We start from the raw sequence: 21492 nt of genomic DNA on the forward strand, positions 1-21492 counted from the left end.
ATCCTGTATGGGACAATCAAAACCAGCTAACCCATTTTATATCGGTACAAGCCAATATTACGCAAGTCAAGCAAACCTATTTAGATTTCACCCGCAAACTGGATGCTATTGGCGGCGCGCTCGTCATTATGGAGATTGACGCTACTGGCAAGCTTGATTCCGTGAACCCCTTATTTGAAGAGGCGCTGGGGCAGATTGACAAGTCATGTGAGGAGGCTTCACGTTCTATTTATCATCAAATTACTCACGAATTAAAAGAAGCGATTAATAAACAAGGGCATGCTTCGGCGTTGATCGAGTTTGATGGTCAACATGACCAACTGGCGATTGATGCGAGAATCTGTGTACTTAAAGATTTATCCGGCAACATACTCAATTATGTCATGTTCGGTATCGATATCAGTACGCGGCGTAAAACCGTCGCAAAAACACAAACATCAATGCAGTCCGTCTCTCAGTCCAGCCAAGAGGTCATGAAAATCATTGATACCATCAACAACATTTCAGAGCGCACTAACTTACTCGCACTCAACGCCGCCATCGAGGCTGCTCGCGCGGGTGAGGTTGGGCGTGGTTTTGCCGTGGTCGCCGATGAGGTTCGTCAGTTAGCCCAAAGCTCTCACCAATCGAGTAAACAAATCAGTGAATTAGTAAAAGCACAGTGAAAAGCATCGATGAACTGGCCACCTTGTTGAATGACATAGAGAGCTAGAACGCCGAGAAGCCCAAGAGCCAACACTCGCGCCATCTATTTACTCAAAAACTAAATTAGCATTGACTTATATTAAAACCTCAGTATGCTGCGTGTCTGATTTAATCGTAACCTGTTTTGACTCACTGAAAGGAAAATCATGACATTTCAAATTCCATGGGAAGCCTTAGTTGGTGGCATGCTTGTGGGCACAGCCTGTCTGGCACTATTAGCTTTCAATGGTCGCATTGCGGGGATCAGCGGTATAGTGTCAGGCGCGTTGTCATCACGCGGTCGTGAGGCACAATGGCGAGGGTTGTTTTTGCTGGGTATGATCACTGCCGGCGTCTTAATGCCATTCATTGGCTTCGAATTGCCCGACTACACAAGCCTTACACCGGGATTAACACCTATGGTTGCCGTACTCGCAGGATTATTGGTCGGGGCAGGAACAACGCTCGGAAACGGCTGTACCAGCGGTCATGGTATTTGTGGTATGGGTCGCTTGTCGAAACGGTCTATTGTGGCAACGCTTACTTTTATGAGTGCTGCCTTTGTCACTGTTTTTGTTCGTTTACACCTTTAAGGACGTTTATCGCTTATGTTCCGCCTTGTTGCTCTACTCTCAGGCTTTATCTTCGGTGTGGGTATGATGGTGTCAGGCATGACCAACCCGTCTAAGGTGATTGGCTTTCTAGATGTATTCGGCCAGTGGGACCCCAGCCTTGTGTTTGTGATGGGTGGTGCGCTGCTGGTTTTTGTTCCCGGCTACTTTTTGGCCGTGCGTCGGCAGAAAAAACCCTTAATGGCCGATCAATTTTGCCTGCCTAAAACGCGAAAGATTGACAAAAAGCTCGTCGGCGGCGCATTACTCTTTGGCGCCGGCTGGGGACTCGCTGGACTTTGCCCAGGCCCAGCAATCACGGCCATTGGCTCAGGATCGCTCCCAATTGCTTTATTTATGATTAGCATGCTCGTTAGTATGCGTTTTGCCGCCTACCTTCAGCAGCCACCTGCCTCCTCCCCATTAAACGCTTAAAGATCTAGCAAGGGATTATGCGCCCTAATTATCTATTTTTATTAGGGCGCTAGTCTTCCATACTAATTGGCGAGGCGCTGAACCGTATCTGAGACTTCCTCAGCACCAGCATAAATATCACGCATCACGGCTTCCGCTGACGTAATCTTTTCTCGGCTCTGTTCGGATTCTGCGACGACTTCTTCCATCGACCCACTCACCCCCTGAGTTAATTTTCTGTTTTCATCGACAACATTTGCGATTTGTGTTGTCGATTCACTGGTGCGTTTGGCTAAACTTCTCACCTCGTCAGCGACCACGGCAAACCCTCTGCCCATCTCGCCGGCTCGTGCCGCTTCAATCGCCGCATTCAGGGCGAGTAAGTTGGTTTGTTCGGCAATTTGATTGATGGTGGTGACAATCTCTTCAATGCTCTGTGCATGCTCAGTCAGTTGATGGAGCTGCTCTGCCGTGGATTGCATTTTTTCTGTGACATGACTCGTAATGTCAACGGCCTCTTTGAGCAAGGCACTACCACCCTCAACATGTTGAAGTGTCGCGGCTGAAGAGTGATGAGCGAGTTCAGCAGCTTGTGAAACTGCATGGCTTTTCTGCACGCTAGTGGTTATATTTGAAGCAAATTTCACCACTTTCTCAACACGCCCACTATCACCGAATATTGGATTATAGGTGGCCTCTAACCAGATTTCGTTGCCAAATTTATCACGGCGTTGATACTGCCCGCTTTTAAATTGTCCATTTTCTAGCTCTGCCCAGAAATCCGGATTTTTCTCATAAAAATCGGCGTCGCAAAACATGCGATGATGTTGCCCTGTGATTTCATCTAATTCATATCCCACTGTGGCTAAAAAGTTATCGTTAGCATGGATAATGTTGCCTTGGGGAGTAWAAACGATGGCCGCCATTGAACGATCAAGGGCTGTAAATAAGGCCTCTTTTTTAGTTTTTTCTTGGTGGATCCGCGTCACGTCCGACGCGATTTTGCGGACTTTAATCACTTTTCCGGTCTTGTTTTTAACCGGAAAATAGGTCGCATCCATCCAAATTTCGTTACCGTTTTTATGTCGGCGCCGGACAACTCCCTTTTGCCTTTCACCCTGACCGAGCCGCGCCCAAAAATCTCGGTATTCTTGAGACTGCGAGGTTTCAGGAAAACAGACCACAGAGTGGTGTTGCCCGACAACCTCTTCAAACTCATAACCGATAATATCCAACAGCAACTGGTTGCAATTAAGGACAGTTCCATCTGTCGAGAATGTAATGGTGGCAACACTTTCGTTTATCGCATCAAGCTCTATCTCTAGATGCTCTCTATTTTTCTCACTCTCGGCAAGCAAGCGTTTTGTTTGATTAAACATCATGGTGGCTCCCTATTACCTCTAGGCCCATATTTTTGCTCTTTGCGCTTCTCATCTGCTGTGGCTAGCCAATCCACATGAGCGCTTGAGAGCATGTTAAATGACGTCTATTCGCGTCATATCAAATAGCATAGCGAATCACCATGGTTACACCAGTCAGACTTTTTAATGAACAAGCATGATAGGTGTCAATTATGTAAGTAAATAATAAAAACTATGCTAAACAATAGGATGAATAATTATTTTTTGTATATTTAGTTTGCCAAACCATCCAACAAAGCAGCCACTGTATCAATGAATGGTGTAATACTTATTGCGCCACCCATTGCACTCATACTATTGAATGAGATGCCGACTGACTATTACGAAGAAAACAACCCCGACGACAAATACCGATCGCCGCGATCGCAAACAATGGTCACCACCACAGAGCCGGGTTCGGCTTTGGCGACTTGCAGGGCCGCAAACACCGCACCACCCGAGCTAACCCCCGCACAAATACCCTCTTCTCTGGCTAGGGCGCGCGCGGTCTCTTTCGCATCTTGCTCGGAAATGTCCATCACTGCATCAATGTGCTCGTCGGTATAAATGCCGGGAAGATATTCAGCTGGCCAGCGGCGAATACCAGGAATCGCGCTCCCCTCTGTCGGTTGTAAACCAATGGTTTTAATCGCGGAATTTTGCGTTTTTAAGTACTTTGAGGTTCCCACAATGGTACCTGTGGTGCCCATGCTGGCAATAAAGTGGGTAATTTGTTGCTGGCTTTGTTGCCAAATTTCTGGCCCTGTACCCGTTAAGTGCGCCTGCCAGTTATCCGGGTTATTGAACTGATCCAACACTTTGCCCTTACCCTGTGCTTGCATGGATAAAGCTAAATCGCGAGCGCCCTCCATCCCCGCCGCTTGAGAGACGAGGATCAACTCACTGCCATAGGCTCGCATGGCATCTTTGCGCTCCTGTGTGGCGTTTTCAGGCATGATTAAAATCAGTCGATAACCTTTAATCGCCGCCGCCATCGCCAACGCGATCCCTGTGTTGCCACTGGTCGCTTCAATCAAGGTATCGCCGGGTTGGATATCACCCCGCGCTTCTGCCTGCACGATCATATTAAGTGCGGGTCTGTCTTTCACCGAACCGGCCGGATTATTGCCCTCGAGTTTGACTAAAACAGTGCTACCTGTCGCTGCGGCTAGGCGCTGCAAGCGCACCAAAGGGGTCTGACCCACATAATCTTCAAGCGTGGGGAAATCAGCCACGTTGTTTACCTCTGCATGTTTCATGAATTGCCTGCCTGATGGATGCTCTCAACACCGCATAAGACACTGTCTATCGCCACATCCTACAAGGAGGCTTGACACGACACGCAGACATTTTTTCACTAACATATACAAAATGGTTATATTTAAACTGTTTTTTATTCCCTTCAATTGCTTTTATTCTGTGACCTATCCCAACTTTCTTTGCTGATAACAGCAACAAACGGCCATCAAGGATTTAACAATGAAGGTATTCAAAACTCTGGCTCTTTCGGCCTTGCTTGCCACCAGCGCGGCGCCGGTATCTGCCGCCGAGCAAACCCTCTTGAATTCATCTTACGATATCGCACGTGAGCTTTTTGCTGATTACAATCCGCTGTTTGCAGCGCACTGGCAAGAAAAAACCGGAGAATCGGTGACCATTAAGCAGTCGCACGGTGGATCCTCGGCGCAGGCGCGCGCCATCATGCAAGGGCTGCAAGCGGATGTGGTCACCTTCAACCAAGTCACGGATGTGCAGGTGTTGTACGATCGCGGCAAGTTGATCGACAAAAACTGGAAAGAGAATTTCCCCAACAGTAGCTCGCCGTACTACTCAACCACCGCGTTTTTGGTGCGCAAGGGCAACCCAAAGAACATTGAAAATTGGGATGATTTAGCCAAGGACGACGTAGCCTCTGTTTTCCCAAACCCAAAAACCTCTGGTAACGCCCGTTATACCTACCTTGCCGCACTCGGTTATGCACAAAAGGCATTCGGCAAAGATAACACCGAGCAGCAAGACCAATTTTTGAAACAGCTTCTCGCCAATGTGGCGGTGTTTGATACCGGCGGCCGCGGCGCAACCACCTCGTTTGTTGAACGCGGAATTGGCGATGTGCTGGTCACCTTTGAATCAGAGGTCAACAATATCCGCCAGCAATATGGCAGTGATAAATACGATATTGTGGTGCCTAAAACCTCGATTTTGGCCGAGTTCCCCGTCGCCGTGGTCGAGCGCAACGCCAAACGCAACGGCACCACTGAGCTGGCGACCGAGTATTTGTCTTACCTTTACAGCGAAAAAGCACAACGCTTACTGGCCGATTTTAACTACCGCGTCCATCATCCTGACGTGGTCAAAGACCATGCCGATCGTTTCCCTGAAGTCGAACTGCTGACCGTAGAAGCTATCGCAGGGAGTTGGGATCAGGCCATGAAAACGCATTTTGCCAGTGGCGGAAAACTCGACCAACTACAACGCCGTTAATGCTTTCTAGGTATTGAGACGCTATGCCATCGCTATCGTATCAACGCCAATCGATCCCTTGGGCAGCACGTCAGCAGCGCGTGCTGCCCGGGTTTGGCATCAGTTTGGGCGTGTCTTTGCTGTTCATCAGCTTGATTCTGCTGTTACCGGCCAGCGGCCTTATCATGCAGACCAGCCAAATGACATGGCAAGAATACTGGTTTGCCATCACTGACCCACGGATTGTCGCCAGTTATAAAGTCACGGCCGGTGCGGCGCTGATTGCCTCATTATTAAACGGTGTGATTGGCCTACTCTTTGCGTGGGTGCTGGTGCGATACGACTTTGCAGGCAAACGCTTCGTCGATGCGCTGGTTGATTTGCCGTTTGCTCTGCCCACCGCCGTTGCCGGCGTCACGCTCGCCACCCTGTACGCCGATAACGGCTGGATAGGCAGTGTGCTTGCTAACGTCGGTATCCAAGTTGCCTACACGCCGCTTGGGATCGTGATTGCCATGATGTTTACCAGCTTGCCGTTTGTGGTGCGTACCGTCCAACCCGTGTTGGAGGAAATTTCCCAAGAGGAAGAAGAGGCCGGTACTGTGCTCGGGGCGAGCGACGCTGCGGTATTTTGGCGGATTATTCTGCCGACCATCAAGCCAGCGTTGTTAGTCGGTGTGGCCTTATCGTTTACCCGCAGCTTAGGTGAGTTTGGCGCGGTGATTTTTATTGCTGGCAATATGCCCTACGTCAGCGAGATCACGTCGCTGATGATCTTTGTTCGCTTGCAAGAGTTTGATTTCCCAGCGGCTAGCGCCATTGCCTCGGTGATCTTGATGGTATCCCTGTCATTGTTGTTTGCCATTAACCTTTGGCAAGGTCGCTACTTAAAGCGCATTCACGGGCGATAAGGACACCTTATGAGTACAAACACGGTGAGAATCGGTGATACCCCATGGATCAGGCGCAGTTTAATCGCGCTTATGCTGCTGCTCGTGGCGCTGGTGTTGGTTGTGCCACTGGTGAGCATCTTTTCCATTGCCTTCGCCGATGGCATCACAAGTTATTTTCAGCATTTACTCGCACCGGATACCCGCCACGCGATTGGCCTTACATTGTTGGTGGCCATTCTCACGGTGCCCATCAACCTCGTATTTGGCGTGATGTTGGCATGGGCCGTCACCCGCTTCCAATTTCCGGGGCGAAAACTGATCACCACCTTGATTGATATCCCGTTTGCCGTATCGCCCGTGGTCGCAGGCTTACTCTATTTGCTGCTTTATGGCAGTAACGGCTGGCTAGGCGCATGGCTATTTGAGCATGATCTTCAAGTGATGTTTGCCCTACCCGGCATTGTGTTGGTCACTATTTTTGTTACCTGCCCTTTTGTCGCCCGCGAGCTGATCCCGCTCATGCAACAGCAAGGGCAAGCAGAGGAAGAAGCGGCGGTGGTGTTAGGCGCATCATGGTGGCAGCTTTTTCGCCGCGTCACCTTGCCCAATATTAAGTGGGCCCTCATCTACGGGGTCATTTTGACTAATGCGCGCGCCATCGGCGAGTTTGGGGCGGTCGCTGTGGTGTCAGGCAGCATTCGCGGTCAAACCAATACCCTGCCTTTGCAGGTACAGCTGCTCTATGAGGACTACCAAACCCAAGCGGCGTTTGCCTGTGCGTCATTACTTGCCTTTATGGCTCTCGCCACCTTGGCGCTAAAAGCTTTGGTGGAATGGCGTCAGCATCGTGTGCACGCCAGTACCGCGCCGATGGATGAAAGCAGTGCATCAACGCCTGCCCACTTAACCTTACAAACGAACCAGAGTGAGCCGTAAGCCATGCGCATTCAACTGAACGATATCACCAAACACTTTGGCCAATTCCAAGCGTTATCGCCGTTATCACTCACCATTGAGCAAGGTGAAATGATGGGGCTGCTTGGCCCCTCAGGATCCGGGAAAACCACGTTATTGCGCATTATTGCCGGATTAGAAAGCAGTGACAGCGGCCAGATCCTGTTTGGAGAGCGCGATGTCACCCGCGTTCATGTGCGAGATCGCCGTGTCGGGTTTGTTTTTCAAAACTACGCCTTGTTTAAACACATGACGGTGGCAGAGAACATCGCCTTTGGCTTGCAAGTGATGCCGCGTCGCGAGCGTCCTTCACCGGCCACGATGACACAAAGGGTTAATCAACTGCTTGAGGTCGTGCAGTTAAGCCACCTGGGCCAGCGGTATCCCGAACAATTATCAGGCGGGCAAAAGCAGCGTATCGCGCTGGCGCGAGCGTTAGCGACACAGCCGGAAATCCTATTGCTTGATGAGCCATTTGGGGCATTAGATGCACAAGTGCGCAAAGAGCTGCGTCAATGGTTACGCCGACTGCATGATGAAATGGCTTTTACCAGTGTGTTTGTTACCCACGACCAAGACGAAGCACTGGAACTATCGGATCGCGTGGTGGTGATGAGTAACGGTCAAATTGAACAAGTCGACAGCCCGGTTGATCTATATGCTGCGCCGAAAAGTCGCTTTGTCTTTGATTTTTTGGGGAATGTAAATGTCTTTTCCGGCGCCTATCAACAAGGCGTCTGGAAAAATGGCAATGCCTTTATCCAACCCACATTAAACACGCACACCCAACAATCAGGCACTTTGTATGTGCGCAGCCATGAGTTAACTCTGGCCGATAAACCCAATAGCCAACTCTCGCTGCCCATGCGTGTGGTCTCTATCAATCCAGTCGGTGCCGAGGTGCGGGTTTCACTCGCTCCACAAGGCTGGGAGAGTGAACAACTGTGGGAGGCCACCTTGACCCATCATGCGTGGCAAGCCGCAGCGTATCAAAAGGGCGATACCGTGTATGCGATGCCGCACCGCGGATACTTTTTCAACGGCACTGACATGGAGCCACAACGCCTTAATTGGCCATTTTTGGCGAAAGATAGCTTGGTATACGATATTTAATGGTTTTGCGGGTAAATCTTGGCGGTGCTTTATCAACTCTCTACTCAGTATCCGCCTTTCAAACAAACATCGCCACTTTCAATTCGGATAGCGAAGAAGGGTAGCCTAGGTAATAACCTTGTGCATATTCGCACTCAAAGCTTTTCAACAATGCAAGCTGAGTGTCCGTTTCCACGCCTTCAGCCACCACGTTAATGTCAAGTCGTTTGGCAATATCAATAATACCTGCAGTGATCGCTTTGGCACGACTGTCGGTTTCCATCGATTGGATGAAACTACGGTCAATCTTGATCTCATCGACGTTGATTCGGTTAAACATCCCTAAAGAGGTATATCCCACACCAAAATCATCAATGGAGAAAGCCACGCCATGGCGTTTGAGCGTATCAACCACTCGTGCGCACTCAAGAATATCATCAAGTGCCGCGGTTTCGGTTATTTCTAGGCACAGGTAACGCGCGAATTCTGGATTCAGTTGCAAGTAGTCATCAATACGCCGGATAGCACTCTCACTATTAAACTCAACCGCAGAAATATTAACCGACACACGCTGAATGACAGTTCCCAACAGACCGCTATCATGTAACTGCTTGGCAGCTTTTTCGAGCACGAGCGCCGTTAGGTCTTCGCAAAACCCCTGCTCTTCGGCAAGCGTGATAAACGTACTCGGTGGCACCACACCATAGGTTTCATGGGTCCATCTCGCCAATACTTCTAAGCCGGTTAGCTCGCCTGATGCCAAGCGATATTGCGGCTGAAAGACAACCTCAATCTCTTTGTTATTGATTGCAATCCTGAGTGCGGAAACGAGCTGCCTACGCTTTTGAGCTTGCTCAGTTAAATGAATATCATGATACGTTATCGCCCCTTTGCGCTTTTTGGCATCATTCAGGGCGCGCGTAGCCGCCGTCATCAAGGTGGCGGCATCGTCACCATCTGGCCCAAATAACGCCACCCCTATCGAGCAAGTGGCTTTTTGATCGTATCGTTGCAAATGACGATGACACTCACGGTGCAACCTATCAATATAAAGGGCCATATCGCTGGCACCGTCTAACGCTACAAGGCAGGCAAAGCGGTCTGCATGGACGCGCGACGTGAGTTTATCGAATAGCGTTGATACCTCAATGGCATGAGCCATGTCAGACAGCAGGTGATTAGTACGTTCAAACCCAAGTTTATTGGTGAGTGATGTAAACCCATCAATGTCGATAATCACCAAAACATACGAGGTTTGTTGCTCCCGTGGGGCAAGCAAGGTATCCACATGACGCATAAACACTGACGGGCTGTGCAACCCTGTGACACTATCAATGTCACTCGCTCGCTCTAACGCTAGGTGATTCCTTCTTGCCAGGTTCCAGAGCATAATCGATGTCACCACCACAAAGAAATGCCCTTTAAATGCTTGTGCTAATTCATGCATCTCTAGATTCGTTGCCAACGCAGTCACCACGCGATCGGAGAATAAGATCCACAAAGTCGCAAAAAAGAAATAGATAAACGCCAGCTTCAGTGCGTAGTAGTTCGTTTTTTTCATTGTGGTTCCCGTGCGATGACGTCCATTCAACCTTCTTGCAACACCCTACCTCACGCCCACCGTGACGCAAAATGAAAGAAGCGGCAATAAAACCGACCTCTTTCAATCCATTATTAAAAATGAGACAGCGTTTTTAAAGTGTGTAACTGCATATTAGGTCTAATGTTAGTTGTTCGCTAGAAAAAACGACAATAAACAACCTACTAATTGATAAACGCCTTCCATCTATATCAGCCATCTCATCAATGATTAGGCGTTAAACTACCTAGCATCAATCCAACACAATCCGGTAAAGCGTCATACATTACCCCGCCGCGCCATCTGCGCGTGCTTGACTCAACATGGGGCCAAATCGCACCGCAAACCAACCATAGCTGATCGTCCAAAGCAGAGCAGACACAGCAACCAGCTCTAGGGTATAAACGGGCCAAAACCACATGCCAAATACACGGACGAGGGCTGAAATGAGTAAGGCATAAAAGAGCCAAGAAACAGTGGGACCTTGATAGACATTGCGCCCAGTATGGCCGAGCGTGACTCGCACAATCATGGCCAAGACAACGCCACCGAGCGCACCTATCGCAAATAAGTGCCAGATAAGATTTGATGCCCAGGGGTTAATCACCAAGGCTTTTAATAACAAGCCAAGTGGTAAAAAGAGATAGAATAGGTGCAGCGAGAACAGCATTGGTACCTGGTACGCTCTCCAACCTTGCCAGCGGTAGAGCCGAACACATTGCGCAATACCCGCTGTAAGCAGCAACCCACGCGCGACCATGTTATCAGTGCCGGACACCAAAGTGACGCCAATCAGTAGCACAAACAGAGCGATAATCGCTCGCTCTAGCCACACAGGTGGGCTGGACACCTGTATACCCAACTTCTTCTCCGTGAAAAACGGGATCACACGGCCACCCATTACGCTAATAAGCAGCATGAACCACAACAAGGTACTGTGCCAAACTTGATTAATAGGTAGTGAGACTTCCCCTAACAGTACGCCGTAAGACAATGCGTTAAGCAAAGCCGCCACCGCTAAAATAGGAATAAATAGATAATTGCGCTGACGCTTAGTCACTACCACGCGATAACCCAACGACCATGCCACGCAGGCCATAAACAGGGTATCAAGTACTAGGCTCGCCCAAATCGGGACATCCACCCAGAAGCTCAACCGCGCCAACAGCCATAATGAAAAAATGGCGAAAAGCTTCAGCCCTCGGGTACCCGGCACACCCGTCCAGTTTTGCACCGCCGTCATTAAGAACCCACCGACAATGGCCATCGAAAACCCAAACAGCATCTCGTGGGCATGCCACCAAAGGGAGGGAACGGTCAGTGAAACCATTCCAGGATGCGTGTAAAGCCCACTCCATATAATAATAACCAGACATGAGTAAAGAGCACCAAAGAGGAAGAAGGGCCGAAAGCCCAATCGGAGCAACGGTGGGATCTTATCTTCTTTTTGTTTGTCGGTGACATTCAGTAGCATGGTAAAGCACTCCATAGGAGAATTTCGATGATGTCACCCTAGCACACACGAAAACACTGCCTTTGATATTAAACAAATCCAAACCACTTTAATGTGCTACAAAAAATAGGGTTATTATATCTATTGAGTAACCGATTTCCGTCTTGTCGTGTCACTCGGTCAAGGCCGTCAATAGAAGAAGAAACCCAAACCACTAAATAGAACCACGCTACTGAAAATTAATTACAACATTGTCATTTAATACAGATATTAATTAAACATTGATCACAAATGAAACACGAACTATGCTCTAAATATACCAATATGTAATTTAGTTACACATAAGGAGCGTGTTATGTTATCTGCGATTAAGGAACTTTTTACCCCTCATAAAGATTATGCGGGCCGACATATTGACGCCGTTATCGATCGATTAGCGGCACAAACAGGGACAGAGCCTCATGTTTGGTCTTACCTTCGAGAGCAAGCTGTTTATGAAAACACCCTCAATGGCATGCGTGTATATCCTCATGAGCTCAGAAAGTACGCGGCCTAGAACAAACTGTTCCTAGAACACCAACAGATTTTGCGTCGTGCTACTGTAAGGTTCGTGCTAGACTCCACGCCATTCAGTGTGTCTGTGCAGTAACGCGGACACACGCTTCTTGTTTGTTGAGTCTGTTATGCCATTTAAAAAACTGGGTTTAAGCGACCCACTTTGCCAAGCCATTGCCCAACGCGGCTTTACCACGCCAACGTCCATTCAAGCCAAAGCGATTCCGGTTATCCAACAAGGGCATGATCTGATTGCCGCGGCACAAACGGGCACGGGGAAAACCTCGAGTTTTATCTGGCCTATCATCGATAAATTATCTGCCGGTGAAGCTGGGCGCAAAAAACGTGCTCGCGCTCTCGTCATCGCTCCCACTCGTGAGCTCGCCCTGCAAGTGGCAGAGAGCGCAGGTCAAGACAGCCAGTTTACTGAGCTAAAAACCTTGGCGATGGTTGGCGGCATGGACGAGCAGGCACAAAAGCAAGCCTTGATCGACGGCGTCGATATTTTGGTCGCCACCCCAGGACGTCTACGGGATTTACTCAGCCAACGTGCCGTCTATCTAGATGAAGTAGAAGTGCTGGTTCTCGACGAAGCGGATCGCATGCTCGATATGGGCTTTATTGATGCGATTCAACATATTCTAGACCGATTGCCGGCAAGCACGCAGTGCTTACTATTTTCGGCCACGCTATCTAATAAAGTGCGCGATCTGGCCAAAGCGACCATTGGCGATGAAGGCAAAGAAATCAGCATTGCCGCACGAGATGCCTCGAAAGACAACATTACTCAATGGTGTATTCCAGTCGATAAAGATAAGAAATCCGCCCTACTGAGTCACTTAATCAAAGAGAATGGCTGGACGCAAGCGTTGATTTTTATCGAAACCAAGCACGGCGCCGCCAAGCTCGCCACCCAGTTAGAAAAACGTGGCATTGCTGCGGAAGCGTTTCACAGTGGACGCAGCCAAGCCGTGCGGACCCAATTGCTGGAAGACTTTAAAAACGGTGACATCCAATTTTTAATTGCCACCGGTGTCGCCGCACGCGGCATTGATATTGAGTCGCTCGAGCGCGTGGTTAATTATGATCTGCCCTTCCCCGCCGATGAGTACGTCCATCGGATTGGCCGTACCGGTCGCGCCAGTGCTCAAGGCGAAGCAATTTCATTGGTATCAAAAGACAACACCAAAAACTTGCGTATGATTGAAGCACGTCTCGGGCACCCACTTGAACGTCGCATCATCGAAGGCTTTGAGCCCAAAAAGCCGGTGCCGCTGACTGCGCCTAAGTGACGAATACGTAGACTATGATTGCAACAAAATAAAAACGGCGAGCCTGGTGCTCGCCGTTTTTGTTGGCTTTATGCCTGAGTCAGTGTTTGCCACAGCGCCTGCCATGCGTCTGGGCGGCGATAGTATTGGCTCACTGTGATGGCTTGCCATTGGCCGTTTTGCTCCACCAGCATGGATGGAAAACCGCGTAAGCCATGCGCTACCATCAATTGACGGGTTTGATTCACCGCGGGCATCACGTCATTTTCGGCGCGATTCATCGCCTGTTGCCAAGCCTCTGCCTCTATCCCCATCTCACTGGCAAGCTCTGCGAGCGTGTCAGCGTCATAGACGGAGCGACCTTGCTGATAATGGCCACGCTGGATGCGTTTCAGCATCTCTGCCCCCTGACCATCAAGCTGCTGAGCAGCGAGGATGGCTTGCGCGGTAATAAAGGAGTCCAAAATTACCGGCTGGTCGCTTGCCACGCGGTCAAGATAAGCTTGACCAAATGTCTGTCCGGTTTGATCGGCAATGGTCTGATCTGCCGCCAAAATGTGTTGACGAAAGCTGTCTTCAATCGGCGCACGCTCACGCATGCCACCTGGATGAAGCTGCAAATTAATCTCAGGGGTGTTGCTCAGGCTTTCAATCAAGGTGGCGGCGCCAAAGCACCAGCCACACATTGGGTCAAAAATATAGTGGACGTTTACCATTCCATTTCTCCCATATGTACTTTGGCACCAATTTCCAAAGCCATCGGCAAACCCGCTTTCGGATATTTCGCTTGCATGGTTTTAATCAGCTCAGCACTGTCTTCGCTGTTTGCTTTCGCCTCGGCGAAGTCTTGCAAATACTGCTGGGCAAAGGTAATGGTGTCAGCGTTTAGTGCCGTGCCTGCTTTCATATGGCCTGGGATCACCACTTCAGGTTTCAGTGCTGCCATTTCTTCTAGTTGTGCGGCCCAACCTTCACGTGCTTGGTCGGATTGTGCGTCTGCCATCCAAAGGTGAACATTGCCATACACAGCGACGTTACCGAGGATCGCTTTGTTGGCTGGGATCCAAAGATACGGACGGTGCGCCAACTCGCCTTTCGCGCCGCGAATTTCAATTTTACGACCGTCCAGTGTCAATGACGTACGGGTATACGCAGCAGGTACCACGGGATTTTGCGGCGCATTGTCACCCATTTTTGGGCCCCAAAATGCCATTTTTCCATCCAGTTTTTCTGCAATGGTGGCGCGCACTGCCGGTGTGGTGATCACGTTTGCATCAGGGAACATACCGTGCAGCACTTCCGCACCAAAATAGTAATCTGGGTCTGCTTGGCTAATAAAGATAGTGGTCAGCGCTTTCCCAGAGTCCAGCACCTTAGCAGCAATACGTAGCGCGTCTGCTTTAGTAAAGCCCGTATCAACCACCATGGCTTCGGTTTCGCCATACACCAAGGTTGAGTTTACGTGGAAGCTGTTACCATCCGCGTTATACACGTCTAAGTTCAAGGGTTCAGCATTATTTGCTGCCATTGCGCTGCCGGTCAGTAATAAAGAGGCGGCTAGGGTTTTTATCAATTTCATCGTCGTGCTCCGTTGTTTGCATTCGGTGTTGAGATGCTGTGCAGTTTACGGGCTCGACTTGTTCGGATATATAGCTAATAATTTGCATCATTGTTTCATATTTCGATCATATTGATGCGTCRTCGCCATTCATCACACGATCGATATTGTTTATAGCCAACCTCGGAGCACACTCATGGATAAACTTACTGCGGCAAGAGTCATGGTAGATGTCGCCCTAACGCAAAGTTTTACCGCCACTGCCGAGCGTCTCGAGATGTCACGCCCCATGGTGACTCGCCATGTCGAAGCGCTGGAAGACTGGTTAGGTGTGCGCTTATTACAGCGCACCACGCGCAAGGTTTCATTAACTTCCGCCGGCGAGCAAAGCTTGCCGCAACTGGAGCAATGGGTTGAGCAAGCCAATGCCCTGACACAGCAATGGCAACAAGACGCGGGCTTGACTGGCAAAGTGCGGGTGGCCACCAGTATGTCGTTTGGTTTTGCGCAACTGATCCCCGCGGTAAAGCCTTTTATGGCCGCTCACCCCGGGGTCGATGTAGATATTGAAGTGCAAGACAAGGCCGTCGATTTGATTGCGGAACGGATTGATATAGCCATCCGCATTGCATCCAACCCCGACCCTTCCCTAATTGGTCGTCCGATCGCCGCGTGTGATTCCGTTTTGGTAGCAGCACCGGATTATTTAGCCGCCCATGCATCGATCCGCTCACCGGAAGATCTCACCGCGCATAGCTGTCTCAGTTACAAGCAGTTTGATCGACCGATTTGGCATTTAGACAAAGGTGAGGAACACGCCGCGGTTGAAGTTCAAGGTAAGCTCTCAGCTAACGAGGCGACCACCTTACTCAGTGCTGCCATTCAGGGCATGGGCGTAAGCATGCAGCCGGTGTATCTGGCTCATAGTGCCATTGCGCGAGGTCAGTTGGAGGTTGTGCTCCCCGATTGGCAACCCAAGGCAATGGATATCTACGCCTTGTATCCGTCACGTCGCAACCAGCCACCAGCGGTGCGTGCGCTGCTGGATGCGCTGATTGCCCACTTCGCCAATCGCGAGTGGGCACCGGTTGCTATTTAGTCAGCAGAAAAAATTGAGTAAGGCGAGCTATTTAGTGAGAGAAAAAGCGCGCAGACTTAGTCAGACGATTTTGCTCGCGCAGCATGATAACGCTGGGCTTTAACCAGCCATTTATCAAGCTGATTGGCAAAGGCTTGTTTTTGCTGCGGACCAAGCGGAGCAGGCCCACCTGTGTGCACACCGCTACTGCGCATGGTTTCCATAAAATCACGGATATTAAGCCGGGCGCGGATGTTTTCTTTGGTCAGCAATTCGCCGCGGGTGTTAATCACCGTCACGCCCTTTTCAATCACTTCATCCGCCAGCGGAATGTCTTGGGTGATCACCAAATCGCCCGCCTCTGCCTCGGCAACAATTTGGTTGTCCGCCACATCAAAGCCCTTCTCGACCTGACGTGAACTGGCGTAAGGCGACGGCGGTAAACGAATAAACTGGTTGGCAATAAAGGTGGCTTGAATGTGCGTTCGGTGTGCCGCGCGCACTATCATCTCGCGCATCGCGACCGGACAAGCGTCCGCGTCTACCCATATTTGCATGCTGGTTCTCTTAGCGTTAGCGTCAATGCCTGCATTAAACCCCAATTCACCGCAAATTGAAACGTTACCCCTGTGTTGTATCCGCGTTTAGTACTGGCTTTACATCGCTTAGCTGCTCAGGCGCGCAGATATTAGTCTGTGTTGGCCGCCCGCTCTCAAACTGCGCTAGCCAAGACGTTAAGCATGGCATCACGCCATCTGCAAACGCTGCCTCCCCTTGCCACCAAATTCGTGCCAGAGTTAACCAGCGGTGACGCTCACTGTGTGCATTGGCGATGTTGTCGGTGCGCAGTAGGCTGTGGTCGGCCTTTTCAAACACACGCACGTGATAAAACGGCAGCGGCGCGTTAGCAAGCAGCTGGTGATACGTAGAAGCGGTTTTATCTGAGTCGACATAAGCATCCCGCGCACCAAACAACGCTAACGTGGGCACGTCGAGATCGATTAAATCAGCAGTCACATCCGAGGCCCAATTACGTTGTACAAATTGCCAAAAGGCCTCGCTCATGGGCGCGTTGCCATTCGAGTTTACGTGGTTGAGGTACTGCTGATACGACGCGCCGGATTGGATCAAGGCATCCACTGTCGCCTCGGCAGCTTGCTCGGCCGCAATAGCGGATTCACTGTATCCGGCGGCTAATCGCCGTTGACGTCCAGAATACTCGGATTGCGCCATCCAGTTGACTGCTCCACCGACACTGATCAGAAAATCGATGTTTTCGACTTGGTGCGCCACCTTAGTGATCACCCAACCAGCTTGACTAAAGCCCATCAACCCCAGCTTGCCATCCTTTAGCCCCAAGGTTTGGCGCAAATAGCGAATCGCCGCCGCGACTTCATCGGCCCGATCTTGCATCGATTGCGACCGCCAATCCCCGCTCGACTCTCCCACTCCCGGCTTATCCCAAGACAACGCACACCACCCATTCGCCGCTAATACTCGCCAAAGTGGGAGGTAATAACCAAACGCATCGGTCGGCACGTCACCAGAACCATGCACAAACACCACACACTGATTCGGGCTCTCAGAACCTAAAGGTAAAATTAACTCACCCGTGAGTTGATTATCGCCTGTGTTAAAGTGAATGGCTTGACGCTTTAGCCCCGCGTTTGGGTCATCCATGACTATGACCAAAAACGTGCCTATCAGCACCAGCGCTATCAAACCTCGCTTTAGCCACTTCATCGCCTTTTCCTTCCACCCCATTATCACTAAAAGGTGTATAAATAGCCGGTATTGAACGACCAAAGATCGTCTCTATCGACAATAGGGCTGTCTGATACTTCATCGTCATAGTGGCGATAACTCACCCCCAACAACAGGTGATGCGCGCGACCAAGCGTGTAATAGAGGTTGAGGTCGGATTGGAATTTGCAGGTTTGATCAGGTTGATAAGTGGGTCGGCCAGCTTTGGCATCCTGGGCTGACACGCCGACATAATAACGACTCACCGCGCGACCCACACAAGTCAGTGACACTTGAGGATCAAGCACCCACTGGCCTTGCTCCATCGGCGCTCCATAGCGGCCCACCACCGCGCCACTGTTATGATTATCCGAGATATCATGATGGTAACCGAGCTCAAAATAGCCCACCGACGTTATCCAGCCGGTGGTTAGATTAGCGGTATACACCTTATCGAGACTTTTCATATCTTTGAGGGTTTTGCTGTCACCGCGGGCGTGATCGCCAAACACATCGTCGCCCACACCCGCCGACACATACCAGCTGTCGCCCTCGGCGAGATATACACCTAGGGTATCGTTGCGATAAAAAATCCCCTCCCATTGCGCCTCAACCACCAGCTCAATGTCTTGGCCATCTTCACCGTCTATATAAATCGACGGCTCGGTATAGCCGACCAGGCCGACAGTCAGATAATTATCCGCGGACATACTGTCGGTTTGCGCATGCCCGGCTAAGGGCACCAAGGTCAAAAATAGACAGATAAGCGTAGTAAATGGCTTCACCGGCGATTCTCCATAATGGCGAAATAGTAACTGAGAGTTCGCCCTTATCTTGAAACAACCGGTATTAAGAAAACCTTAAGACTCTCCCGTCATTTTGTGCGCGGCTTCCCAATTGATAACCGCCTTCGCCATCTGAGCGTCACATTGAAATTCAAAATGCCAGTTGAGCTGTCCGGCAATGCGCTCAACAAGCTGGAGACCTAGGCCAAATCCGATCTGATTCTCATCCACGTCTGAATCAATAGGGTTGGCAATCGAAAACTGCCCGTTGGTGATCTTAATCTCAATCGCGCCGGGCGCACTGTAGGTGAGCGCATTGCGAATCAGGTTGGTACTCGCAATACGAAACAATTCCCTCTCAATAGAAATGGGATCACTATGATTATCGATATGGACAGTCACTGGCTTATGCGCAGCAAGATACGCCAGCTCATCCACGAGGGTTGCGCAGAGCGAGCCAAGATCGACCTTTGATTGGCGAACCTTATCTGGATGTTGCCGTGCCAGCCAAAGCAGTGATTCAGACAGCGCCATCATATTAGTGTTGGCACGCGAGGCACGCTGCAAGGCCGGATAACTGACATCCTTGTCATCGATGCGCAGTGACAAAGTATCCAAGGATGCCTGCATAATCGCCAAGGGCGTGCGCAGTTCATGGCTGGCATGCTTTAAGAACTGCTGCTCCCGTTGGTTATGCTCACGCACCTGTTGCAGCGAGGCCATCAAGTGGTCGGCAATTTGGTTAACTTCACGTACCGAAAAGCGCACATCGATGGCTTGGTCAGGGTGTGTTTTTACCCGCGCCGACCATGCCACCAACTCTTTGAGTGGCTTCAATGCATTGTTAAACAACAGCCCAATCACGGTGACAAGCACCAGCATAAAAGCGGCAATTAACACGCTGGCATCGGCCAAAGAGCGCTCTACAATCATGGCAGCTAATGCTTCGATTTTTTCTGCCGCTTCAAACTCGACCAAATACAGGCCTTGGGATAGATGATGGTCGGAGTACAACAAGTAGCCATACTCACGCGCGCCACTGTCATTAATGCGCTGTATTTCAATTGGATCATCGGGTTGTATCGGCTCTGAGGAAAACAAATCACGCACCGATGTCGGGATAGCCTGCCAATCTCGATACGCACTAACAGTGTTGCTTTGGGGCAATGGATAGTTAGGATCGGCGGCCAGCTTCTGCTCTAGCTTGATAGCATCGAGCCGCATGTAGTTTTTGCCTGCCTGACTGATTTGATAAAAGCTAAACACGGTGACAAGTGCCAACAACCCGATAAAGATCGCCACCGCCATGAACACAAGCTGGCGACGCGATTGCGCGGCGAGGCTTCGAACAGAGCTTTGGCTCATACCGGCGCGGCCTCAGAAAGGGACAAACCAATACCGACATGGGTATGGATCAGCGTTTTAGCAAAGGGTTTATCAACCACTTTACGCAAATGGTGAAGGTGCACGTTAATGGTTCCTTGGCGCACATCATCGCTGGCCCAAATCGCCTCCTCAATATCGCTTTTGGACACCACAGTGGGTGAGCGGCGAGCGAGTAGCAACAGAATGTTCCAACCGATAGGGGTCAACTTAAGCGGCGTATCACCGCGCGACGCGATATGCTCTTTGGGGTAAATCGTCAGATCAGCAATGGTAATACACTCTCGTACCGGTTGATGACGTCGATGCAAGGCCTGTAAACGTGCGAGCAACAAAGGCATGGTGCAAGGTTTGACCACATAATCATCCACGCCGGCGCGAAAGCCCTCAAGCTGGTCGGCGTCCGCGCCGCACGCGGTCAGCATTAACACCGGGGTATCAATCCCCTGCTCACGCAGCTCACGACAAACCGCCATACCCTGAACGTTGGGCAGCATATTGTCGAGTATCACACAATCAAACGTCTGCTGGCTGGCAAGCTGGATCCCCGTTTCGCCGTTATAGGCAAAATCACAGTCGATATTATGCAGCTCTAAATATTCTGACATCGCTAAGCTGAGATCGTGGTCATCTTCAATGATGAGTATTTTCATGCGGCGTGCTCTTCTATCCGTGTCGTTTTTAATCTACACGAATCCATTGGATAAAATACACCCCACTTAATCTCGTCCGATACAAAAAAAGCGCCCGCAGGCGCTTTTATCGAAAGACTATCATATGACTTACTTTAGCAATGCCAACACCGCATTGACGCAGGCTTCAGACGACACCGGGTTTTGCCCGGTGACTAAGTTGCCATCAGTAACCACATACGAGGTAAAGTCATCCGCTTTCTCATAAAGACCGCCGTTTTCTTTGAGCATATCCTCAACCAAGAACGGCACCACCTCGGTCAAGCCAACGGCGGCTTCTTCGCCATTGGTAAAACCGGTGACCCGTTTCCCTTTCACTAGTGGCTCGTCGCGATCTGAACGCGTATGGCGGAACACTGCCGGGCCGTGGCATACCGCACCAACGGGTTTGCCCTGATAATAGAAGGTCTCAATCAGCTGACGAGATGTCGGATCTTCCGCCAAGTCCCACAATGGACCGTGTCCACCGGGATAGAAAATCGCGTCATACTCATACGCATTCACATCGCTCAGCTTGACGGTGTTATTAACCATATCTTGCAACTCCGCATCGCCATCAAACCGGCGTGTGGATTCCGATTGCGCATCTTCCGCTTCGCTGTTCGGATCAATCGGTGCTGCGCCACCTTCCGGGCTGGCAACTACAATGCTCGCTCCAGCATCTTTAAACGCGTAATAAGGGGTGGTGAACTCTTCAAGCCAAAAGCCTGTCTTGTGTCCCGTATCGCCCATGGCATCGTGAGATGTCAGCACCATCAAAATTTTGTGTTGTTGCATCATCGCTCCTTATTGTCACGCGTTTGGGTAGTATTTGCTTGGTTTTCATTGAGTAGACTAACAAGACATGAGTGTTAACGTAAAAGGTGGTCGCTTAGATCACTCTC

At 50.2% G+C, this 21492-nt stretch carries 22 protein-coding genes and 1 pseudogene; 10 read left to right on the forward strand and 13 right to left on the reverse strand.

Features of this window, described 5'->3' with window-relative positions:
* The 3 genes from BZG72_RS16540 to BZG72_RS14815 form a co-directional block, all read left to right on the forward strand.
* Positions 1-665 (forward strand): methyl-accepting chemotaxis protein (locus tag BZG72_RS16540; protein ID WP_274532478.1); only part of this gene is annotated, 665 nt, incomplete at its 5' end.
* Between the two features lie 186 nt (positions 666-851).
* Positions 852-1277, forward strand: coding sequence for a YeeE/YedE family protein (locus BZG72_RS14810; protein ID WP_077667145.1), 426 nt, complete (start codon positions 852-854; stop codon positions 1275-1277).
* A 15-nt stretch (positions 1278-1292) separates the two neighbouring features.
* Positions 1293-1730, forward strand: a complete 438-nt coding sequence (locus BZG72_RS14815) for a YeeE/YedE family protein (RefSeq protein ID WP_077667146.1) — start codon at positions 1293-1295, stop codon at positions 1728-1730.
* 62 nt (positions 1731-1792) lie between these two features.
* On the opposite strand, the gene BZG72_RS16630 is transcribed toward BZG72_RS14815, so the two are convergent.
* The 3 genes and pseudogenes from BZG72_RS16630 to cysM form a co-directional block, all read right to left on the reverse strand.
* On the reverse strand, positions 1793-2191 hold the full coding sequence (locus tag BZG72_RS16630; protein ID WP_443508089.1) for a methyl-accepting chemotaxis protein: 399 nt from the start codon (positions 2189-2191) through the stop codon (positions 1793-1795).
* 141 nt (positions 2192-2332) lie between these two features.
* Positions 2333-3091: pseudogene (locus BZG72_RS16635) on the reverse strand (PAS domain-containing protein); the annotation flags it as partial.
* 359 nt (positions 3092-3450) lie between these two features.
* The gene (gene cysM / locus BZG72_RS14825; protein ID WP_077667175.1) at positions 3451-4344 is read right to left on the reverse strand and encodes a cysteine synthase CysM; all 894 of its coding nucleotides are present in this window, start codon (positions 4342-4344) and stop codon (positions 3451-3453) included.
* Between the two features lie 244 nt (positions 4345-4588).
* Between cysM and cysP the strand changes: the two genes are divergently transcribed.
* Genes cysP through BZG72_RS14845 form a run of 4 tightly spaced genes read left to right on the forward strand, consistent with a single transcriptional unit; the run spans position 4589 to position 8532 of the window.
* Positions 4589-5593 carry a thiosulfate ABC transporter substrate-binding protein CysP gene (gene cysP / locus BZG72_RS14830; protein ID WP_077667147.1) on the forward strand — a complete coding sequence of 335 codons (1005 nt, stop codon included), beginning with the start codon at positions 4589-4591 and terminating at the stop codon, positions 5591-5593.
* A gap of 23 nt (positions 5594-5616) precedes the next feature.
* Entirely contained in the window at positions 5617-6483 is an 867-nt protein-coding gene (gene cysT, locus BZG72_RS14835; protein WP_077667148.1) for a sulfate ABC transporter permease subunit CysT, read from the forward strand.
* Between the two features lie 9 nt (positions 6484-6492).
* Positions 6493-7401 carry a sulfate ABC transporter permease subunit CysW gene (gene cysW, locus BZG72_RS14840; RefSeq protein ID WP_077667149.1) on the forward strand — a complete coding sequence of 303 codons (909 nt, stop codon included), beginning with the start codon at positions 6493-6495 and terminating at the stop codon, positions 7399-7401.
* Between the two features lie 3 nt (positions 7402-7404).
* Positions 7405-8532, forward strand: a complete 1128-nt coding sequence (locus tag BZG72_RS14845; protein WP_077667150.1) for a sulfate/molybdate ABC transporter ATP-binding protein — start codon at positions 7405-7407, stop codon at positions 8530-8532.
* Between the two features lie 58 nt (positions 8533-8590).
* On the opposite strand, the gene BZG72_RS14850 is transcribed toward BZG72_RS14845, so the two are convergent.
* Together BZG72_RS14850 and BZG72_RS14855 are read right to left on the reverse strand one after the other, a co-directional pair.
* The gene (locus BZG72_RS14850; RefSeq protein WP_077667151.1) at positions 8591-10072 is read right to left on the reverse strand and encodes a putative bifunctional diguanylate cyclase/phosphodiesterase; all 1482 of its coding nucleotides are present in this window, start codon (positions 10070-10072) and stop codon (positions 8591-8593) included.
* Positions 10073-10376: 304 nt separating this feature from the next.
* Positions 10377-11564, reverse strand: a complete 1188-nt coding sequence (locus BZG72_RS14855; RefSeq protein WP_077667152.1) for an NnrS family protein — start codon at positions 11562-11564, stop codon at positions 10377-10379.
* 334 nt (positions 11565-11898) lie between these two features.
* Between BZG72_RS14855 and BZG72_RS14860 the strand changes: the two genes are divergently transcribed.
* Both BZG72_RS14860 and BZG72_RS14865 read left to right on the forward strand, forming a co-directional pair.
* Positions 11899-12099: a hypothetical protein gene (locus BZG72_RS14860; RefSeq protein ID WP_077578364.1), complete on the forward strand. Its 201-nt coding sequence runs from the start codon at positions 11899-11901 to the stop codon at positions 12097-12099.
* Positions 12100-12226: 127 nt separating this feature from the next.
* Positions 12227-13390, forward strand: a complete 1164-nt coding sequence (locus BZG72_RS14865) for a DEAD/DEAH box helicase (protein ID WP_077667153.1) — start codon at positions 12227-12229, stop codon at positions 13388-13390.
* A gap of 68 nt (positions 13391-13458) precedes the next feature.
* Here BZG72_RS14865 and BZG72_RS14870 read toward each other — a convergent pair whose 3' ends face one another.
* Complete coding sequence (locus tag BZG72_RS14870) at positions 13459-14085, reverse strand: DsbA family protein (protein ID WP_077638291.1); 627 nt, start codon at positions 14083-14085, stop codon at positions 13459-13461.
* A complete protein-coding gene (locus BZG72_RS14875; protein ID WP_077667154.1) occupies positions 14079-14948 on the reverse strand; it encodes an MBL fold metallo-hydrolase in 870 nt (289 codons plus the stop codon). Before BZG72_RS14875 ends, BZG72_RS14870 begins: the two co-directional genes overlap by 7 nt.
* A 175-nt stretch (positions 14949-15123) precedes the next feature.
* On the opposite strand from BZG72_RS14875, the gene BZG72_RS14880 reads away from it, so the two are divergent.
* Positions 15124-16026: a LysR family transcriptional regulator gene (locus tag BZG72_RS14880; RefSeq protein WP_077667155.1), complete on the forward strand. Its 903-nt coding sequence runs from the start codon at positions 15124-15126 to the stop codon at positions 16024-16026.
* A gap of 56 nt (positions 16027-16082) precedes the next feature.
* On the opposite strand, the gene BZG72_RS14885 is transcribed toward BZG72_RS14880, so the two are convergent.
* From BZG72_RS14885 to BZG72_RS14910, 6 genes are all read right to left on the reverse strand, one after another.
* Positions 16083-16562: a YaiI/YqxD family protein gene (locus BZG72_RS14885; protein ID WP_069587832.1), complete on the reverse strand. Its 480-nt coding sequence runs from the start codon at positions 16560-16562 to the stop codon at positions 16083-16085.
* A gap of 64 nt (positions 16563-16626) precedes the next feature.
* Complete coding sequence (locus BZG72_RS14890) at positions 16627-17748, reverse strand: alpha/beta hydrolase family protein (RefSeq protein ID WP_198930075.1); 1122 nt, start codon at positions 17746-17748, stop codon at positions 16627-16629.
* 26 nt (positions 17749-17774) lie between these two features.
* Positions 17775-18533 (reverse strand): MipA/OmpV family protein, encoded by a 759-nt coding sequence (locus BZG72_RS14895; RefSeq protein WP_077667157.1) that lies wholly within the window; start codon positions 18531-18533, stop codon positions 17775-17777.
* 75 nt (positions 18534-18608) lie between these two features.
* A complete protein-coding gene (locus BZG72_RS14900) occupies positions 18609-19898 on the reverse strand; it encodes a sensor histidine kinase (protein WP_077667158.1) in 1290 nt (429 codons plus the stop codon).
* Entirely contained in the window at positions 19895-20569 is a 675-nt protein-coding gene (locus tag BZG72_RS14905) for a response regulator transcription factor (RefSeq protein WP_077578372.1), read from the reverse strand. Before BZG72_RS14905 ends, BZG72_RS14900 begins: the two co-directional genes overlap by 4 nt.
* Positions 20570-20698: 129 nt before the next feature.
* Entirely contained in the window at positions 20699-21385 is a 687-nt protein-coding gene (locus BZG72_RS14910; protein WP_046075760.1) for a type 1 glutamine amidotransferase domain-containing protein, read from the reverse strand.
* Between the last annotated feature and the right edge of the window lie 107 nt (positions 21386-21492).

It is taken from the genome of Salinivibrio sp. PR6 (assembly GCF_001995955.1).
GTDB lineage: Bacteria > Pseudomonadota > Gammaproteobacteria > Enterobacterales > Vibrionaceae > Salinivibrio > Salinivibrio siamensis.

Bases quoted from the DNA above. Each gene is read 5' to 3' on its own strand.
- BZG72_RS14860 (WP_077578364.1), top strand. From the start codon at position 11,899: ATGTTATCTGCGATTAAGGAACTTTTTACCCCTCATAAAGATTATGCG.
- BZG72_RS14880 (WP_077667155.1), top strand. From the start codon at position 15,124: ATGGATAAACTTACTGCGGCAAGAGTCATGGTAGATGTCGCCCTAACG.
- BZG72_RS14845 (WP_077667150.1), top strand. From the start codon at position 7,405: ATGCGCATTCAACTGAACGATATCACCAAACACTTTGGCCAATTCCAA.
- BZG72_RS14900 (WP_077667158.1), bottom strand. From the start codon at position 19,898: ATGAGCCAAAGCTCTGTTCGAAGCCTCGCCGCGCAATCGCGTCGCCAG.
- BZG72_RS16630 (WP_443508089.1), bottom strand. From the start codon at position 2,191: ATGCAATCCACGGCAGAGCAGCTCCATCAACTGACTGAGCATGCACAG.
- BZG72_RS14810 (WP_077667145.1), top strand. From the start codon at position 852: ATGACATTTCAAATTCCATGGGAAGCCTTAGTTGGTGGCATGCTTGTG.
- cysP (WP_077667147.1), top strand. From the start codon at position 4,589: ATGAAGGTATTCAAAACTCTGGCTCTTTCGGCCTTGCTTGCCACCAGC.
- BZG72_RS14850 (WP_077667151.1), bottom strand. From the start codon at position 10,072: ATGAAAAAAACGAACTACTACGCACTGAAGCTGGCGTTTATCTATTTC.
- cysW (WP_077667149.1), top strand. From the start codon at position 6,493: ATGAGTACAAACACGGTGAGAATCGGTGATACCCCATGGATCAGGCGC.
- BZG72_RS14855 (WP_077667152.1), bottom strand. From the start codon at position 11,564: ATGCTACTGAATGTCACCGACAAACAAAAAGAAGATAAGATCCCACCG.
- BZG72_RS14870 (WP_077638291.1), bottom strand. From the start codon at position 14,085: ATGGTAAACGTCCACTATATTTTTGACCCAATGTGTGGCTGGTGCTTT.
- cysT (WP_077667148.1), top strand. From the start codon at position 5,617: ATGCCATCGCTATCGTATCAACGCCAATCGATCCCTTGGGCAGCACGT.
- BZG72_RS14885 (WP_069587832.1), bottom strand. From the start codon at position 16,562: ATGCAAATATGGGTAGACGCGGACGCTTGTCCGGTCGCGATGCGCGAG.
- BZG72_RS14865 (WP_077667153.1), top strand. From the start codon at position 12,227: ATGCCATTTAAAAAACTGGGTTTAAGCGACCCACTTTGCCAAGCCATT.
- BZG72_RS14815 (WP_077667146.1), top strand. From the start codon at position 1,293: ATGTTCCGCCTTGTTGCTCTACTCTCAGGCTTTATCTTCGGTGTGGGT.
- BZG72_RS14875 (WP_077667154.1), bottom strand. From the start codon at position 14,948: ATGAAATTGATAAAAACCCTAGCCGCCTCTTTATTACTGACCGGCAGC.
- BZG72_RS14890 (WP_198930075.1), bottom strand. From the start codon at position 17,748: ATGAAGTGGCTAAAGCGAGGTTTGATAGCGCTGGTGCTGATAGGCACG.
- BZG72_RS14905 (WP_077578372.1), bottom strand. From the start codon at position 20,569: ATGAAAATACTCATCATTGAAGATGACCACGATCTCAGCTTAGCGATG.
- BZG72_RS14910 (WP_046075760.1), bottom strand. From the start codon at position 21,385: ATGCAACAACACAAAATTTTGATGGTGCTGACATCTCACGATGCCATG.